Origin of the sequence: Streptomyces sp. NBC_01481, assembly GCF_026339995.1 — a bacterium.
Classification (GTDB): Bacteria; Actinomycetota; Actinomycetes; order Streptomycetales; family Streptomycetaceae; genus Streptomyces.
The window spans coordinates 730,033-747,035 of the sequence record NZ_JAPEPT010000001.1 but is presented as its reverse complement, the minus strand read 5'-3'; the positions used below and the strand labels follow the sequence as shown (position 1 = coordinate 747,035).

General features: G+C 68.0%; 14 protein-coding genes and 2 tRNA genes. 6 read left to right on the top strand and 10 right to left on the bottom strand.

All coding sequences use genetic code 11. The features are described from left to right. Positions 1-69: 69 nt before the first annotated feature. Complete coding sequence (locus OOK40_RS03510) at positions 70-2,715, bottom strand: valine--tRNA ligase (RefSeq protein ID WP_266476381.1); 2,646 nt, start codon at positions 2,713-2,715, stop codon at positions 70-72. Positions 2,716-3,155: 440 nt separating this feature from the next. Between OOK40_RS03510 and OOK40_RS03500 the strand changes: the two genes are divergently transcribed. From OOK40_RS03500 to OOK40_RS03485, 4 genes are all read left to right on the top strand, one after another. Beyond that, complete coding sequence (locus OOK40_RS03500; RefSeq protein ID WP_266476377.1) at positions 3,156-3,698, top strand: hypothetical protein; 543 nt, start codon at positions 3,156-3,158, stop codon at positions 3,696-3,698. Between the two features lie 113 nt (positions 3,699-3,811). Then, positions 3,812-4,216: an ATP-binding protein gene (locus tag OOK40_RS03495; protein WP_266476375.1), complete on the top strand. Its 405-nt coding sequence runs from the start codon at positions 3,812-3,814 to the stop codon at positions 4,214-4,216. Positions 4,217-4,432: 216 nt separating this feature from the next. Continuing rightward, positions 4,433-5,983: an RNA-guided endonuclease IscB gene (gene iscB / locus OOK40_RS03490; protein WP_266478831.1), complete on the top strand. Its 1,551-nt coding sequence runs from the start codon at positions 4,433-4,435 to the stop codon at positions 5,981-5,983. A 79-nt stretch (positions 5,984-6,062) separates the two neighbouring features. Then, entirely contained in the window at positions 6,063-7,016 is a 954-nt protein-coding gene (locus OOK40_RS03485) for a hypothetical protein (RefSeq protein ID WP_266476373.1), read from the top strand. A 66-nt stretch (positions 7,017-7,082) separates the two neighbouring features. Here the strand turns inward: OOK40_RS03485 and clpX are convergent, their stop codons facing one another. The 5 genes from clpX to OOK40_RS03460 form a co-directional block, all read right to left on the bottom strand. After that, on the bottom strand, positions 7,083-8,375 hold the full coding sequence (gene clpX, locus OOK40_RS03480) for an ATP-dependent Clp protease ATP-binding subunit ClpX (protein WP_266476371.1): 1,293 nt from the start codon (positions 8,373-8,375) through the stop codon (positions 7,083-7,085). A gap of 145 nt (positions 8,376-8,520) precedes the next feature. Next, complete coding sequence (locus OOK40_RS03475; RefSeq protein ID WP_323136031.1) at positions 8,521-9,195, bottom strand: ATP-dependent Clp protease proteolytic subunit; 675 nt, start codon at positions 9,193-9,195, stop codon at positions 8,521-8,523. 41 nt (positions 9,196-9,236) lie between these two features. Next, positions 9,237-9,854, bottom strand: a complete 618-nt coding sequence (locus tag OOK40_RS03470) for an ATP-dependent Clp protease proteolytic subunit (protein WP_266476368.1) — start codon at positions 9,852-9,854, stop codon at positions 9,237-9,239. A 230-nt stretch (positions 9,855-10,084) separates the two neighbouring features. Then, positions 10,085-11,482 carry a trigger factor gene (gene tig, locus OOK40_RS03465; protein WP_266476367.1) on the bottom strand — a complete coding sequence of 466 codons (1,398 nt, stop codon included), beginning with the start codon at positions 11,480-11,482 and terminating at the stop codon, positions 10,085-10,087. A gap of 198 nt (positions 11,483-11,680) precedes the next feature. Next, positions 11,681-11,757, bottom strand: a tRNA-Pro gene (locus OOK40_RS03460). A 153-nt stretch (positions 11,758-11,910) separates the two neighbouring features. On the opposite strand from OOK40_RS03460, the gene OOK40_RS03455 reads away from it, so the two are divergent. Further along, positions 11,911-11,981 (top strand) — tRNA-Gly (locus OOK40_RS03455). A gap of 119 nt (positions 11,982-12,100) precedes the next feature. Here OOK40_RS03455 and OOK40_RS03450 read toward each other — a convergent pair. Continuing rightward, a complete protein-coding gene (locus tag OOK40_RS03450; RefSeq protein ID WP_266476365.1) occupies positions 12,101-12,295 on the bottom strand; it encodes a hypothetical protein in 195 nt (64 codons plus the stop codon). A 421-nt stretch (positions 12,296-12,716) separates the two neighbouring features. Between OOK40_RS03450 and OOK40_RS03445 the strand changes: the two genes are divergently transcribed. After that, on the top strand, positions 12,717-13,871 hold the full coding sequence (locus tag OOK40_RS03445) for an acyltransferase family protein (protein WP_266476363.1): 1,155 nt from the start codon (positions 12,717-12,719) through the stop codon (positions 13,869-13,871). A gap of 107 nt (positions 13,872-13,978) precedes the next feature. On the opposite strand, the gene OOK40_RS03440 is transcribed toward OOK40_RS03445, so the two are convergent. From OOK40_RS03440 to OOK40_RS03430, 3 genes are all read right to left on the bottom strand, one after another. Next, positions 13,979-14,428, bottom strand: coding sequence for an HD domain-containing protein (locus OOK40_RS03440; RefSeq protein WP_266476360.1), 450 nt, complete (start codon positions 14,426-14,428; stop codon positions 13,979-13,981). 62 nt (positions 14,429-14,490) lie between these two features. Continuing rightward, a complete protein-coding gene (locus OOK40_RS03435; RefSeq protein WP_266476358.1) occupies positions 14,491-15,687 on the bottom strand; it encodes an amidase in 1,197 nt (398 codons plus the stop codon). A gap of 84 nt (positions 15,688-15,771) precedes the next feature. After that, the gene (locus OOK40_RS03430; protein WP_266476356.1) at positions 15,772-16,917 is read right to left on the bottom strand and encodes a PP2C family protein-serine/threonine phosphatase; all 1,146 of its coding nucleotides are present in this window, start codon (positions 16,915-16,917) and stop codon (positions 15,772-15,774) included. Between the last annotated feature and the right edge of the window lie 86 nt (positions 16,918-17,003).

Here is a 17,003-nt window from a genome sequence, read left to right as displayed (position 1 = left end):
CGGGGCAGCGGGGCATGAACGCGCGAGAGGCCCCGGGGTGCTCCCCCCGGGGCCTCTCGTACGTCGTGACTACGCCTGCGGCAGCCGGTCCAGCTGGGCGGTGATCCGCGCGATGTCCTCCTCGGCCTTGGCGAGGCGCGTACGGATCTTGTCGACCACGTTGTCCGGGGCCTTGGCGAGGAACGCCTCGTTGCCGAGCTTCCCCAACGCCTGGGCCTTCTCCTTCTCGGCCGCGGCCAAGTCCTTCGCGAGCCGCTTGCGCTCGGCGCCGACGTCGATCGTGCCGGACAGGTCGAGCGCGACCGTGGCCCCCGCGACCGGGAGGGTCGCCGTGGCGCTGAATGCCTCACCCTCCGGCTGCAGCCGCAGCAGTTGCCGGATGGCGGCCTCGTGCGGCGCCAGCGCGGTGCCGTCGAGGCTGAGCCGGGCCGGAACCTTCTGCCCGGGCTGCAGCCCCTGGTCGGACCTGAACCGGCGGACCTCGGTGACGACGCGCTGGACCAGTTCGATCTCCCGCTCGGCGGCCTTGTCGCGGAAGCCGCTGTCACTCGGCCAGTCGGCGATGACGAGCGACTCCTTGCCGGTGAGCGTGGTCCACAGCGTCTCGGTGACGAACGGGACGATGGGGTGGAGAAGTCGCAGCGTGACGTCGAGGACCTCGCCCAGGACGCGGCCGGAGACACGCGCCTGCTCGCCGCCCGCGAAGTACGTCGTCTTCGACAGCTCGACGTACCAGTCGAAGACCTCGTCCCACGCGAAGTGGTAGAGGGCGTCGGCGAGCTTCGCGAACTGGTAGTCGTCGTAGTACGCGTCGACCTCGGCGACCACCGCGTTGAGCCGGGAGAGGATCCACCGGTCGGCCGCCGACTGCTGCTCGACGGGCGGCAGTTCGCCCTCCACCGTCGCGCCGTTCATCAGCGCGAAGCGGGTGGCGTTCCAGATCTTGTTGGCGAAGTTGCGCGACGCCTTGACCCAGTCCTCGCCGATCGGGACGTCCACACCCGGGTTGGCACCGTTGGCCAGCGTGAAGCGGACCGCGTCGGAGCCGTAAGTGTCCATCCAGTCCAACGGGTTGACCGCGTTGCCGAAGGACTTCGACATCTTCTTGCCGAACTGGTCGCGGACCATGCCGTGCAGGGCGATGGTGTGGAACGGCGGGGTGCCGTCCATCGCGTACAGGCCGAACATCATCATCCGGGCGACCCAGAAGAAGAGGATGTCGTACCCGGTGACCAGGACGGAGTTCGGATAGAACTTCTCCAGGCTCTCGGTCTGTTCGGGCCAGCCGAGGGTGGAGAAGGGCCACAGGCCGGAGGAGAACCAGGTGTCCAGGACATCGGTGTCCTGGGTCCAGCCCTCGCCCGTGGGGGTCCCCCCAGCGGTAGCTGGGGGAGGCTGCTCGTCCGGTCCGACGCAGACGATCTCGCCATTCGGTCCGTACCAGACCGGGATGCGGTGGCCCCACCACAGCTGGCGCGAGATGCACCAGTCGTGGAGGTTGTCGACCCAGTCGAAGTACCGCTTCTCCATCTCCTGCGGATGGATCTTGACCTTGCCGTCGCGGACCGCGTCACCGGCGGCCTTGGCGAGCGGGCCGACCTTGACCCACCACTGCAGGGACAGCCGCGGCTCGATCGTCGTCTTGCAGCGCGAGCAGTGGCCGACGGAGTGGGTGTACGGACGCTTCTCGGCGACGATCCGGCCCTCGGCGCGCAGCGCGCCGACGATCGCGGAACGGGCCTCCAGACGGTCAAGACCCTGGAACGGGCCGTGCACGGTGATGACCGCGTGCTCGTCCATGATCGCGAGGTTCGGCAGGCCGTGGCGCTGGCCGATCTCGAAGTCGTTCGGGTCGTGGGCCGGTGTGACCTTGACGGCGCCCGTGCCGAACTCGGGATCGACGTGCTCGTCGGCGACGACCGGGATCCGGCGGCCGGTGAGCGGCAGTTCGATCTCCGTGCCGACGAGGTGGGCGTAGCGCTCGTCGTCGGGGTGAACGGCGACCGCGGTGTCACCGAGCATCGTCTCGGCCCGAGTCGTCGCGACGACGATCGACGCGTCGCCTTCGCCGTAGCGGATCGAGACCAGTTCACCCTCGTCGTCCTGGTACTCCACCTCGATGTCGGAGATGGCGGTCAGGCAGCGCGGGCACCAGTTGATGATGCGCTCGGCGCGGTAGATCAGCTCGTCGTCGTAGAGCCTCTTGAAGATCGTCTGGACGGCCTGGGAGAGGCCCTCGTCCATGGTGAAGCGCTCGCGGCTCCAGTCGACACCATCGCCGAGGCGGCGCATCTGGCCGGAGATCTGCCCGCCGGACTCCGCCTTCCACTGCCAGACCCGCTCGACGAAGGCCTCACGGCCAAGGTCGTGACGGGACTTGCCCTCCTTGGCCAGCTCGCGCTCGACGACGTTCTGGGTGGCGATACCGGCGTGGTCCATGCCGGGCTGCCACAGCGTCTCGTATCCCTGCATCCGCTTGCGGCGGGTGAGGGCGTCGATCAGCGTGTGCTCGAAGGCGTGGCCCAGGTGCAGGGAGCCGGTGACGTTGGGCGGCGGGATGACGATGGTGTACGCAGGCTTGTCGCTCTTCGCGTCCGCCTCGAAGTAACCGCGCTCTACCCAGCGCTCGTACAGCTTCCCCTCTACTTCGGCCGGCGCGTACTGGGTCGGCAGTTCGGGGTTGCTGGCTGGCTGCTGCTGAGTGTTCTCGGTCACGGCGCATAGTTTACGGGGCTGGCCACCCCCATTTCGAACCGATACCGCAACCCGACTCACCTCGGTGACCACGCGGCGTAACGTGATTGTCGGCACACTCCCTATCCCGACGGGCAGGGCGATGACGGCGACGATCAGTGATCGGCTGGGCGAACTGCGGTTGCGCCGGGGCCTGACCCAAGAAGGCCTGGCCGACAAGGCCCAGCTCAGCACTGACACCGTGCGCAAGCTAGAACCAGCGGCTGACAGCCCGGATGGGCACTCTGAACAGCCTTGCGCGTGCGTTGGACGTCGAGACATCAGTACTGCTCGGAGCCCCAGCGGTGCTCGCTTCATCCAACGGAAGCGAACCGCCGAGCCTCCTCACCCTCCGGCAAGCAGTGACGCCCCTGTCCGACTTCCCCGGCTTGGGGAGTGAGGAAGATACACCGCCTCCTACTGTGGCTCAGCTCCGCGCCGGCATCCGCAGCACTGAACAGATTCGTAGGCGCGGGGAACTGACGAAGATCACCGCGTTACTGCCCGTGCTCCTCGCGGACGCCCGTGCCGCGGTGCGCCAGTACACGGGAGACGACCGCGCGGGCGCCTGCGCCGTGCTCGCCGAGGCGTATCAAGTGGCAGCCACCACGCTGACGGCCTTCGGCAAGGAAGACGCCGCATATACCGCCATCGAGCGTTCGATGACGGCCGCACGGCAGTCCGATGACCCACGGTTGGAGATGATCGGAGTCTCATCACTTTCCTGGATCTTCTCCAAACAGGGCCGTCTCGCCGATGCCGAGCAAGTGGCCGTGCGGATGGCTGAGCGCATCGAGCCCGGCTTCCGGTCGGCGCCCATCGCCGAGCAGATCGCCCTGAGTGGATGCGCTATCACTCCTCGTCCCGGCACCTCGTGGCCGAGTTGCGGGAACGAGAACTGCGCCGGTCTTCCCTCATCAGGGATCTGGCCATTCGCCTCGAACTCGAAGGCTGAGAGGCAGTAGGACGCACCGTCCTACCGGATTCCGTCAGTCGCACGTCCTGTCCCTGGGCCGCATCCCTGTCACGGCGCACCGTTTACACGAGACGACCGACGGACTTCAGACGGTGGCACCCCATGGAAGACATGCCCCAGCAGCTCATCGTGCGGCGATGGACTCGGCACCCCAAAAGTGTTGGCCTGGCGCGTACAGAGCTGCAACGGGCCCTGTGCGGATGGGGCTTGGCAGTGATCGAGGAACCAGCTCTGCTGATCCTCTCGGAACTGGTCACCAATGCCGTGGTCCACGCTCGCGTACCCAAGGGGAGGCAGATCGAGACGCGCTTCGAGTGCGAAGACAAGGGCGTCAGGATCGAAGTGCACGATGCTTCCGACGAGAAACCGACTCTGTGTCCGCAGACTGCCGATTCGGAGCGCGGTAGAGGGCTGACGCTGGTCGAGGCGATGGCCGACGAGTGGGCTGTGAGCAAACGGAATGGACCAGGCAAAGTGGTGTGGGCTGTGCTGAGGCTCCCCCGCTGATCCCAGTGATCCCGCCACAGTTCAGTATGAATTGCCTGGATGTTTGGTAACGGTGTGAACCCCGCTGCCGCACGACTCCCCGGCTTCCGTCAAGATGTTCGGAACGCATAAGCATTCAGAGGGGAACCCAGTAGTCACACGCTCCCCGGCCGCAAGCTGGGCTCATCAGCCACGTGTGACCAGACCAAGCCATCACGCACGGGGGAGGTGACCTTGATGGCTACGTTCGCTGCAGGACAGCAGACCGACCGAGCTGTGCTTCCTCAGCAGCTCGCTCTCGAATTCGCGTCAGCAGACACCCCGGGGAGCAGGGACGAAACGGGACGCGGACGCCGCAGGGCACCCGGCAGCGGACATCGTCGAGGGGAGACATCTGGTGGTTCACCTGCCGTCGGATGCGTAACCCCCACCCCTCGGGGTGGGGAGCAGAGTCGTGAGGCTCACCCTGCCGTATTTGTTCTCGACAAAGATGGTCGACCGTTGCAGCCCACGAGTGCCGCCAGGGCACGAAAGCTGCTGAAGCAGGGCCGGGCAGCGGTGCACCGGCATGCCCCCTTCGTCATCCGTCTCAGGGACCGCTCTGTCGCCGAGTCCTCGGTGGACGGGGTGGAGTTGGGGATCGACCCCGGCAGCAAGCGCACCGGCCTCGCAGTCTTCACACCAACAGAGGGAGAAACCGGGGTCATCAGGCACGGTCTCTACGCGATCGAGCTCACCCACCGCGGCAGCCAGATCCGCCACTCACTCGCCCGGCGGTCCGCCTATCGCCGGCGCCGACGATCACGAAATCTGCGCTATCGCTCACCGCGCTTCAACAACCGGACCCGGCCTGACGGTTGGCTCGCACCTTCGCTTCGCCACCGCGTCGAGACCACGATGGCGTGGGTGGGTCGACTCGCGCGATGGGCCCCCATCAGAGCAGTCCATGTCGAGCGGGTGGCCTTCGATACCCATGCGCTGTCGCAGGGCAGAGATCTGTCACATGAGGAATACCAGCACGGCACCCTGTCCGGGACGGAGGTCCGTGAGTATCTGCTCGCCAAGTGGAGCCGCGCTTGTGCTTACTGCGGCGCGACCGGCGTGCCACTGAACATCGATCACATCCGTCCGAAGTCAAAGGGTGGGTCCGACCGCATCTCCAACCTCACCCTCGCGTGCATCCCATGCAACGAGAGCAAGAGCAACCAGGCCATCGAGGAATTTCTCTCCGGCCGGCCAAAGGTGCTTGCGAAGATCATCGTTCAGGCCAAAGCCCCTCTCTCATGTGCCGCCGCTGTAAATGCCACGCGCTCGGAACTGACGCGCGCCCTCGGCATCGCCTTCCCCGTTCTGCGCAGTGCGTCCGGCGGACGGACCAAGTGGAACCGCAGGCGTAACGGCCTGCCCAAGACTCACAGCCTCGACGCTTTGTGCGTGGGCACCTTCGACACCGTACGGCAGTACCCCCGCACCGTCCTGGCTGTGGCGGCGACCGGGCGCGGGACGTACGCCCGCACCCGTGCCGACAGGTACGGCTTTCCTCGCCTGCGACTGCCACGGCAGAAATACTTCTTCGGATTCGCTACCGGCGACTACGCGCGCGCCTCTGTTCCCACTGGTGTTCGCGCAGGCACGCACATCGGGAGACTCGCCGTCCGGTCCACCGGTAGCTTCAACATCCGCACCCCGGACGGTCTTGTCCAAGGGGTCCACCACCGGCATATCCGCCTCCTCCAACGGGCCGACGGCTATGCCTACATGACGCGTACCGAGGGGTCGGAGCCATGACCGAGTTGGGCCACGTGCGCCGCACCGACCAGTTTCACCCCCGGCCCGAAGGCCGGACTATCCATACAAGGAGATCTTGATGAGCTACAACCAGCCGGGCCCGTACGGCGGACAGCCTCAGCAGCCCGGACCGTACGGTCAGCCGGGTCCCTACGGCCAGCAGCCGCAGGCCCCGCAGCCCGGCTACGGCTACCCCCAGCAGGCCCCTCCCGGCGTTCCGCCGCAGCAGCCTCAGCAACCGGGCCAGTGGGGCCAGCCCCAGCAGCCGGGCCCGTACGGCCAACAGCCCCAGTACGGCCAGCCCTACGGCGGCGGCCAGGTCCCGCCCCCGCCGGCTGCCCCGAAGAAGAAGACGGGCCTGATCGTGGCGGCCTCGGTCGTGGCGCTCGCGGTGATCGGCGGGGGGGTGTACTTCCTGCTGGGCGGGAGCAGCGGGAACGGGGATGTCTCGGCCGACACGAAGGGCTACAAGCTGACCCCAGCGGCGTCGATCGACGACTACAAGAAGCAGGGTGCCGACAAGGCCGAGCCCCTCAGCGAGAAGGACAAGAAGCAGGCCGAGGCGTACGGGATCAAGAAGCCCGTGCAGGTAGGCGCTAACTACAGGTCCGGCACCGCAAGCGAGCCGTTGAAGGGGAAGTCCCTGAGCCTCAACGGGATGTGGGGAGACGTTTCCGACCCGGCTAAGGCGCTCGACGCCTTCTTCACGGGCCTCAAGACGGCCAGCCAGGAGGACAAGCAGAAGGGCACCGAAGTCGAACTCGTGGGAAGCCCCACCGCGGTCACGCCTTCCGGTTTCGAGGGTGCCCTGATGAAGTGCCAGACCATCAAGGGCACGTCCACCAGCGGCTCCACCGGCACAGGCCCCAAGTCCTTCGAGAGCTCGGTCTGCGTTTGGGCCGACTACAGCACCCTTGGTCAGGTGACCGCTGTCGACCTCGCCGAGATGATGACCACCGGCAAGGGCATGTCTCAGGACAAGGTCGCCGAGCTCGCGGCAAAGCTTTACAAGAGCTCGCGCACCAAGGTCTGACCCAACACGAAGGGGCGCCCGGCCAGTTCAGCTGGCCGGGCGCCCCTTATCCGTACCTACAAAAACCTACGCAGACTTCTCGTGCCGCCCGTCGTTCTTCACGATCCGCGGCTCCCGCGGCACCAGCGTCGGGTTCACGTTGTTGCGCACCACGTCCGCCGTGATGACCACCCGTGCGACGTCCTTGCGGGAGGGGACCTCGTACATCACCGACATCAGGACCTCTTCCATGATGGCCCGCAGGCCACGCGCGCCCGTGCCGCGCAGGATCGCCTGGTCGGCGATCGCCTCCAGGGCCGGGAGGTCGAAGTCCAGCTCCACGCCGTCCAGTTCGAACAGGCGCTGGTACTGCTTCACCAGTGCGTTGCGCGGCTCGACCAGGATCTTCAGCAGGGCCTCGCGGTCCAGGTTGTGGACCGAGGTGATGACCGGGAGGCGGCCGATGAACTCCGGGATCATCCCGAACTTCACCAGGTCCTCCGGCATGACCTCCTGGAACTGGTCGCTCGCCTCGATCTCGCGCTTCGAGCGGATCGTCGCGCCGAAGCCGATGCCCTTCGCGCCCGCCCGCGACTCGATGATCTTCTCCAGGCCCGCGAAGGCACCGCCCACGATGAACAGCACGTTCGTCGTGTCGATCTGGATGAACTCCTGGTGCGGGTGCTTCCGTCCGCCCTGGGGCGGGACCGAGGCCGTCGTGCCTTCGAGGATCTTCAGCAGGGCCTGCTGGACGCCTTCGCCCGACACGTCACGGGTGATCGACGGGTTTTCACTCTTACGAGCGACCTTGTCGATCTCGTCGATATAGATGATCCCGGTCTCGGCCTTCTTGACGTCGTAGTCGGCCGCCTGGATCAGCTTCAGCAGGATGTTCTCGACGTCCTCGCCGACATACCCGGCCTCCGTCAGCGCCGTCGCGTCGGCGATGGCGAACGGGACGTTGAGCATCCGGGCCAGGGTCTGGGCGAGAAGAGTCTTGCCGGACCCGGTGGGGCCCAGCAGGAGGATGTTGGACTTGGCCAGTTCGATCGCGTCGTCCCGGCCCGTGCCCCCGCCGTTCTCGCCGGCCTGGACGCGCTTGTAGTGGTTGTAGACCGCTACCGAGAGGGCCTTCTTCGCGGGCTCCTGCCCGACGACGTACCCCTCGAGGAACTCGTAGATCTCGCGCGGCTTGGGCAGTTCCTCCCACCGCACCTCGGAGGTCTCGGCGAGCTCCTCCTCGATGATCTCGTTGCAGAGGTCGATGCACTCGTCGCAGATGTACACACCCGGGCCTGCGATGAGCTTCTTCACCTGCTTCTGGCTCTTTCCGCAGAACGAGCACTTGAGCAGGTCGCCGCCATCACCGATGCGTGCCACGAGGTGCTTCCCCTTCGCCTGGGAGCAGCTTGGTTCAGCCGACTCCTGGTGCCTCATATCCGACGGTACCTTGCCGGGCCCCCCGTTCGGGCCCCCCTTGGCGCGGTTCACATGCTTGTGCTCCGCGCCAAGGGGACCGGACCGGTCAGGCGGCCGCTGCGGCCGTGGTCTTACGGGTCGAGACGATCTGGTCGACGAGGCCGTACGCAAGCGCGTCCTCGGCGGTCAGGATCTTGTCGCGCTCGATGTCGTCACGGATCTTCTCGATCGGCGTGGTGGAGTGCTTGGCCAGCATCTCTTCCAGCTGCGTACGCATCCGCAGGATTTCGTTGGCCGCGATCTCCAGGTCGGAGAGCTGCTCACGGCCGGTCTGCGAGGACGGCTGGTGGATCAGGATGCGGGCGTTCGGCAGGGCCATCCGCTTGCCGGGCGTACCGGCGGCGAGCAGCACGGCCGCGGCGGAGGCCGCCTGGCCCATGCAGACCGTCTGGATGTCCGGCTTCACGAACTGCATCGTGTCGTAGATGGCCGTGAGGGCCGTGAACGAGCCGCCGGGGCTGTTGATGTAGATGGAGATGTCGCGGTCCGGGTCCATCGACTCCAGGCACAGCAGCTGCGCCATGACGTCGTTGGCGGAGGCGTCGTCGATCTGCACGCCGAGGAAGATGACGCGCTCCTCGAAGAGCTTCGCGTACGGGTCGTACTCGCGCACACCCTGGGAGGTGCGCTCGACGAAGCGCGGGACGACGTAGCGGTTGTCCACCTGCGGGCCGGTGTAGAGGCCGCTCGCGGGGAAGTTACTCATGTGGGTGTTCACCATCCTGGTGGCGTTCTGTGGGCGGGGGCTGGGGGCAGTGCGGCTCAGGCGCCGGTGCCGCCGCCGCCCGGAACGCCCGATGCGGCGGAGATGATCTCGTCGATGAGGCCGTAGGCCTTGGCCTCTTCCGCGGTGTACCAGCGGTCGCGGTCACCGTCGCGGATGATCGTCTCGACGGTCTGGCCGGAGTGGAGGGCGGTGATCTCCGCCATGCGCTTCTTCGTGCGAAGCAGATACTCGGCCTGGATCTTGATGTCCGAGGCGGTGCCGCCGATGCCGGCCGATCCCTGGTGCATCAGAATGTCGGTGTTCGGGAGCGCGAAGCGCTTGCCCGCGCTGCCGCCGGTGAGCAGGAACTGGCCCATCGAGGCCGCCATACCCATACCGATCGTGACCACGTCGTTCGGGATGTACTGCATGGTGTCGTAGATCGCCATGCCGGCAGTCACCGAGCCGCCGGGGCTGTTGATGTAGAGGTAGATGTCCTTGTCCGGCTCGGCGGCCAGGAGCAGCATCTGCGCCGTGATCTTGTTGGCGATCTCGTCGTCGACCTGCTGGCCGAGGAAGATGATGCGCTCGCCGAGCAGCCGGTTGTAGACATGGTCGCCGAGGCCGCCACCGATGGACGGCTCACCCGCGGCGTAAGGCTTCAGATTCGTCACGTATCCACCTGCTCGTCTCTGACGGCCCTGGCCGTCTCAGCATCTTTCGTACTGGGGGCGGGGACTCCCCTGCCCTCGTATTCAAGGACCCTAACGCGCTGGTCGGCGGGCGCCATCCCGGTTCCCCAACTGTTCGCTCGGAGCGCAAGGTGGACGGGGGTGCGCGGCCGTACGAGTCGGGCCCCGGCGCGGTTGCGTCCGGGGCCCGAATCAGTGGTTCAGAGCGAGGCTCAGGCCTCGGTCTTCTCCGTGGTCTCCTCGGCCTCGTCACCGTCGACGACGGCCTCGACCGTCTCCGCGGCGACCTCGGTCTCGTCCTCGTCCTCGAGGTCGACGACCTCACCGTTGGTGTCGGTGACCTTGGCGGCCTCGACGACCACGGCGAGCGCCTTGCCGCGGGCGACCTCGCCCACGAGCATCGGCACCTGGCCGCCCTCGACGACCGCCTGGGCGAACTGGTCGGGGCTCATGCCGGAGGAGGCCGCACGCCGCATGAGGTGCTCGGTGAGCTCCTCCTGGTTGACGTTCAGCTTCTCCTTGTTGACCAGCTCGTCGAGGATGAACTGGGTCTTGATGCCCTTGATCGCCTGCTCGGACGTCTCGGCGTCGAACTCTTCCTCGGTCTTGCCCTGGATCTCCAGGTACTTGGCGAGGTCGATGCCCATCTGGCCGAGCTGGTGGTGCTCCAGGTTGTGCTTGCGGGTCTTGACCTCGTCCTCGAGAAGCTTCTCGGGGATCGGCACCTCGGCCAGCTTCAGCAGCTCGTCGAGGACGCGCTCCTGGGCCTGGGTGGCCTGGTCGTACTGCTTCATGTTCTCCAGGCGCTTGCGGCTGTCCGCCTGCAGCTCCTCGAGGGTGTCGAACTCGCTCGCCATCTGCGCGAAGTCGTCGTCGAGCTCGGGGAGCTCGCGGGCGGCGACGGCGGTGACCTTGACGGTGACCTCCGCGTCCTTGCCCTCCGCGGAGCCGCCCTTCAGCTGCGAGGTGAAGGTGGCCTCGCCGCCGGCCTCCAGGCCGGTGACGGCCTCGTCGATGCCGTCGAGAAGCTCGCCGGAACCGATGGTGTACTGCACGCCGGCCGCGACGCCGTCCTCCAGGACCTCGCCGTCGACCTTGGCCTCGAGGTCGATCGTCACGACGTCGCCCTCGGCGGCGGCGCGCTCGACCGGGTTGGTGGAGGCGAAGCGCTCGCGCAGCTGCTCCACGGACTTCTCGACGTCCTCGTCGCTGACCTCGACGGCGTCGACGGTGACCTCGATGCCGGAGTAGTCCGGGATCTCGATGGCCGGGCGGATGTCGACCTCGGCGGTGAAGGCCAGCAGCTCGCCGTCCTTCAGCTCGGTGATGTCGACCTCGGGCTGGCCGAGCGGGTTGACCGAGGCCTCGTTGACGGCCTCGGTGTAGAACTTCGGGAGGGCGTCGTTGACGGCCTCCTCCAGCACCGCACCACGGCCGAACCGCTGGTCGATCACTCGGGCCGGGATCTTGCCCTTGCGGAAGCCCTTGACCGTGACCTGCTGGTTGATCTTCTTGTACGCCGCGTCGAGGCTGTCCTTGAGCTCCTCGAAGGGCACCTCGACAGTGAGCCGAACCCGAGTCGGGTTCAGGGTCTCCACGGCGCTCTTCACGGTTCGGTCTCCTTGGTGGCTGATTCTGGGGTTCTGCTGCGTCCGCGCACTGGAGGCGGCTCAGCGGATTCGGCCCGGTCTCTCCGTCAGACTGTCCGGCTTTTCGCCGGACTCGTCGGACACACGGGCACGCAGCTTGCATAGTAGCCGCAAGCAGGATGAGCCCCACAATGTGATCTTGAAGAGCGATGGTGATGATGGTCGGGGTGGCCGGATTCGAACCGACGACCTTCCGCTCCCAAAGCGGACGCGCTACCAAGCTGCGCCACACCCCGTCGGTGCGACACGTAGGGTACATGCCCGCAGGCCATGCGGCTGCCGCATTCTTCGGGACGCGGCACAGGGTGGAATGGGGTGTGCGGCGGCGGCCCCGGACCCGCTACGATGCTCTTCGTACCGCGGCCCTCGTGACCTGCGGTGCGATGCATGCGGGCGTAGCTCAATGGTAGAGCACTAGTCTTCCAAACTAGCTACGCGGGTTCGATTCCCGTCGCCCGCTCTTCATGTCTCAGGCCCGGCTTGGTGGTTGACCACCAGGACCGGGCCTGAGTCGTTCTCGGCGCAGGTCCGACGGACCGCAAGGCGGTGCCGGGTCGGACGCTGATTCTGAACGCCGATTCAGAAGCTGATCTGATTGATGGTGTCGGCTATCGAGTCGAGGAATTTGTTGATCGACGGCGCCATGCCCGTCGAGGCGAGGAAGAAGCCGAACAGCACCGCGACGATGGCGGGTCCGGCCTTGATGGAGCCGCCGCGGATCAGCACCACGAGGATGATCGCCAACAGCAGCACCACAGACAGTGAAATGGCCACAACTGATCACACCCTCGGTCGGTCCGCCTTGCCGGCCCGGGAGCGTGCGGCCCAGCACACCCCCGCCATGACCATCGTGCCACCAACAGCCCCATACATGCTCCCTGCTGACGAATCATCGACGACGGGATCACGCCATCCGCGCGCACGCGTGCGCCTGCACGCGGGCGGAGACTGGTCCGGCCGGGTGAAATACCCAAGGAATTCGGCCTGATCGTTTCCATGCCCCCACACGTCGGTCACGCGAAATTCGAAGGCGTTCGGTGAGGAAATTCACGCACTCACAAGAGCGTGCCGCTATGCACTATTTAAGGGGGATTAATTGGGGCATAGCGGGCGGTTGGGGGCCGTTTCAGATTCGAATGGGAGACATGCGCAGAGGGTTTTACGAAATCGAATCGGCGGGGCTAGGGTGCCTCAGATGTTCCACGCTCCGAATGGATTCAGCAGGGCCCCGCTCCCCCAGGCCCGGGAGTCGGAGCCCGTCCCTACAACACAGGAGTCGGCCACACCCGCCGTTGCCGCCGCGCCCGAGAAGGCACCGGCGAAGTCCACCAGCCGAGACGCCTACTTCGACAACGCGAAGTATCTGGCCATCGTGCTCGTCGCGATCGCGCACGCATGGGAACCGGTGATGGACGGCAGCCGTGCCTCCCGGGCGCTCTACCTGCTCGTCTACACCTTCCACATGCCGGCCTTCATCCTCATCTCCGGCTATTTCTCCCGGAGTTACACCGGCAGGCCCGACCAGCTGAGACGGCTGCTGACCGGGATCGCCGTGCCGTACGTCGTCTTCGAGATCGTGTACTCCCTGTTCAGACGGTGGGCGCAGCACGCCCCCGAGCAGCCGATCAGCCTGCTCGACCCCTTCTATCTGACCTGGTTCCTGGCGGCCCTGTTCATCTGGCGGCTGACCGCCCCGCTGTGGCGGCTGATCCGGTGGCCGGTTCCGGTCGCGCTCGCCCTGGCCTCGCTCGCCGCGCTGACGCCGAACATCGGCGCCGATCTCAATCTCCAGCGCGTACTGCAGTTCCTGCCGTTCTTCGTGCTGGGTCTGTCGCTGAAGCCCGAGCACTTCCAGATGGTGCGGCGCCGGGAGGTGCGGCTGCTCGCGCTGCCGCTCTTCGCGGGCGCGGGCGCCTTCGCGTACTGGGCCTCTCCCCGGATGAACTTCAGCTGGCTCTACCGCTCCAGCAGCGCCCAGGAGCTGGGCGAGCCGTGGTGGGTGGGTGTCGTGATGACACTGGCGTTCTTCGGCTGCGCGGCGCTGCTCACGGCCGGGTTCCTGGCCTGGGTGCCGGGCCGCAGGACCTGGTTCACGGTGCTCGGCGCAGGGACGATCTGTGGCTATCTGGGGCACGGCCTGCTGATCAAGGCGGCGGACTACGGGCATGTCTTCGAGACGTACGCGTGGCTGAGCGACCCGAGCGGCGAGATCGTGCTCACGCTGGTCGCGGCGGCGGCGGTGACGCTGCTGTGCACGCCGCCGGTGCGCAGGGCTTTGCGGTTCGTGACCGAGCCGGAGATGACGTGGGCGTTCCGGCGGGACGCGGCGAAGCTGGGGCCGCGGCGCTGAGCCGTGCGGCGCCGCGCTGTGCCGTGCTGAGTCGTGCGACGGGGCCGGGTGGGACCGGGCACGTGGGTCCGGGCCCGGATCCCGGCCCGTACCGTCGTCAGGCCAGGTCACCGTCCGGGTAGGCCCAGCAGGCCGCGTACCTTCGCGTACTTCGCCGTGAGCCGCGTCCGCGTCGCCTCGTCGAGGACCGCGAGCCGCGCCGGATCGGCGTTGTGCGCGAGGTCGGCCTCCTTGACGAGGCGCGCGCCCGGCGTGGCCAGAATGCGCCTCGTGTACTCCTCCAGATCCTCGCCCTTGCGCTTGGTGAGGGCGAGGACCATGTTCTTGACCGTCTGCGGCAGCGCGGCCGCGTCCATCCACTCCCGGGACAGCGCGTCGTCCTCGACGGCGTCGTGCAGCCATCCCGCGGCGATCTGCTCATCGCTCCCGCCACGGGCCCGCACCCCTTCGGCGACGGCGGCGAGATGCTCGGTGTACGGGCGTCCCGCCTTGTCCGTCTGGGCGGCGTGGGCCTCGCGGGCGACGGCCTCGATCTCGGCGAGCGTGAGATACGGCATGGCACGACTGTACGGGTGCGCGGCCGTGCCCTGCCGGGCAGTTGGGCTCCGGGGCCCCCTGGTCAGGGGCGCAAGCCCCGTCCGGCGCTGCGCACACCCAGGTCGAGCAGCGCGCGGTCGCTCCCGCGGCCGGCGATCACCGCGAGACCCACCGGCAGTCCGTCCACCGACATCCGCGGAAGCACCAGGCACGGCAGGCCCGCGCCGCTCGCCAGGCAGGTGAGGCGGAACGTGCCCTGCCGGGTGGCTGCCTTGCGCGCGCTGTCCTCGTCGGGCAGCGGAGCCGGTCCGCTCGCCGCGGGCAGAAGCAGTACCGCGTCGTCCGGCAGAGCCGCGAGCAGCTCGCGGGCGCCGAGGTGGACCACCTCCTCCGCGGCGGTCCGCTCCTCGGGGGTGACCGCGGCGGCGCGGGCGAATCTGGCCTCGACGCCGGGCCCGAGCGTCCCGGGATGGGCGCTCACCCAGGCCCCGTCGCACTCCCACACCTCCGCCGCCTGAGCCGTCGCGAAGGCGGCCGCCCGCTCGGCCGGATCGCCTCCCAGGGACGGGACTTCCTCCGTCTTGAGGCCGAGCCGCTCGGCCAGCCCCGCCGCCGCCGGGCCGAATGCCTCACGTACTCCCGAGTCGGCGAGCGCGACGAGGTCCCTCGCCACCAGGGCGGTACGGAAAGGGCGTTGGCCCTCGACGCCGCCTGATGGCAGCAGTACGTCGCCCAGCCGTGCCAGCGTGCGCGCGTCCCGCGCGAGCCAGGCGACCGTGTCGAACGAGGGGGCCAGCGGCAGCATTCCGGTGGCGGGGACGGCGCCGTGGGTGGGCCGCAGGCCGTGGAGCCCGCAGTACGAGGCGGGCACCCGGATCGATCCGGCGGTGTCGCTGCCGAGGCCGGCGTCGGCCTGGCCGAGGGCGACCGCGGCGGCCGGTCCGCCGGAGGAGCCGCCGGGGACGCGGCCGGGTGCCGCCGGGTTGGGCGGGGTGCCGTAGTGCGCGTTCGTCCCGTTGAGGCTGTAGGCGAACTCGTCGGTCTGCGCGATGCCGGTCACGTCGGCCCCCGCGGCCAGCAGGGTGCCCACGGCCCACGAGTGCGCTCTCTGGGGTACGGCCTCGGCGAGCCAGGCCGGATTGCCGGCGCCGAGCCGGTGGCCGGCGACAGCGTGCACGTCCTTGACCGCCAGCCGTACGCCGTGCAGCGGGCCGCTGCCGAACCCGGCGACCAGCGGGTTGCCGCGCTCGCGCCAGACCGCGGTGTCTGTCGTCGCCATCAGGTCTCCTCGGGACGCCGTCGTGGGCGTTCGAGCATCTCAGGCCCCCGTCCGGCATTGAGGACAAAACACCTGCCGGGCGGATTACGCCTCGCGGCAGAGCAGCAGCAGCGCCCGGTCGTCGTTGACGTGCTTCGCGACGGCCTCGATCAGATGCCAAGCCGCGCCCTCGAACCCCGAGGCGACATAGCGGTCGGCCTCACCGGTGAGGCGGTCTATGCCCTCGCTGATGTCACGGCCCGACGCCTCCACCAGGCCGTCGGTGAAGAGCATCAGTACGTCGCCGGCGCGCAGGGAGCCCTTGACCGGGTCGAACTGTGCCCCGTCGTACACCCCCAGGAGCGGGCCTTCGGCGCCCTTCTCCTCCCAGCGGCCGCTGCCCGCGTGCAGCTGCAGCGCGGGCAGATGGCCCGCCGAGAACAGTTCGTAGTCTCCGGAGTCCAGATCCAGGACGAGATGGATGGAGGTCGCGAAGCCCTCGTCCCAGTCCTGGCGGAGCAGATAGCCGTTGGCCGCGGGCAGGAAGCCGTGCGGCGGCAGCGAGCCGAGCAGACCCCCGAAGGCGCCCGACAGCAGCAGCGCCCGCGAGGCCGCGTCCATGCCCTTGCCCGAGACGTCGGTGAGGATGACTTCCAGGGTGCGGCCGCCGTTCGTACGCGCCGCGACCACGAAGTCGCCGGAGAAGGACTGGCCGCCGGCCGGGCGGAGCGACATCTCGCGGTGCCAGCCCTTGGGGAGCCGGGGCAGGGCGCTCTGCACCCGGATGCGTTCGCGCAGGTCGAAGAGCATCGTCCCGCCGCGCCGCCAGGGCACTCCGACCCGGGCTCTGAACTGGGCTATCAGGAGTCCGAAGAGACCGCAGGCCGCGACGGCGAGAACCGTTCCCGGGGTGACGCGCGCCGGGCCCTCGGCGTACGGGCCGAGCACGACCGACTCGACGATCAGTGCCGCCGCTGCCGCCGCGTACAGACCCAGCAGGCTCGCCGGACGCAGCAGCAGACCCCCCGCCACGATCGGCAGGACGAGGGTCGCCGGGGAGACCCAGACCGGCATCACGACCGTGCCCCAGGTGAAGGCCGGGATCGTCAGCAGCAGCCCGACGAGCGCGATCCAGTCGGAGCCGTCGCCGCGGAAATAGTCGACCCCGGATTTGCGCAGCGCGATGCGTCCCCGGTGCACGGCTTTCCGCAACCGGGCCGTGAACGAGTCTGCTGCAGAGCCGCGGGCCATTGCCGTGGACCCTATCCACCCGCTCGCCATCCGTGCAGGGGGACCCCGGTGACAATGCGTTCGAAATCGGGTCGCCTCGGCGCCGT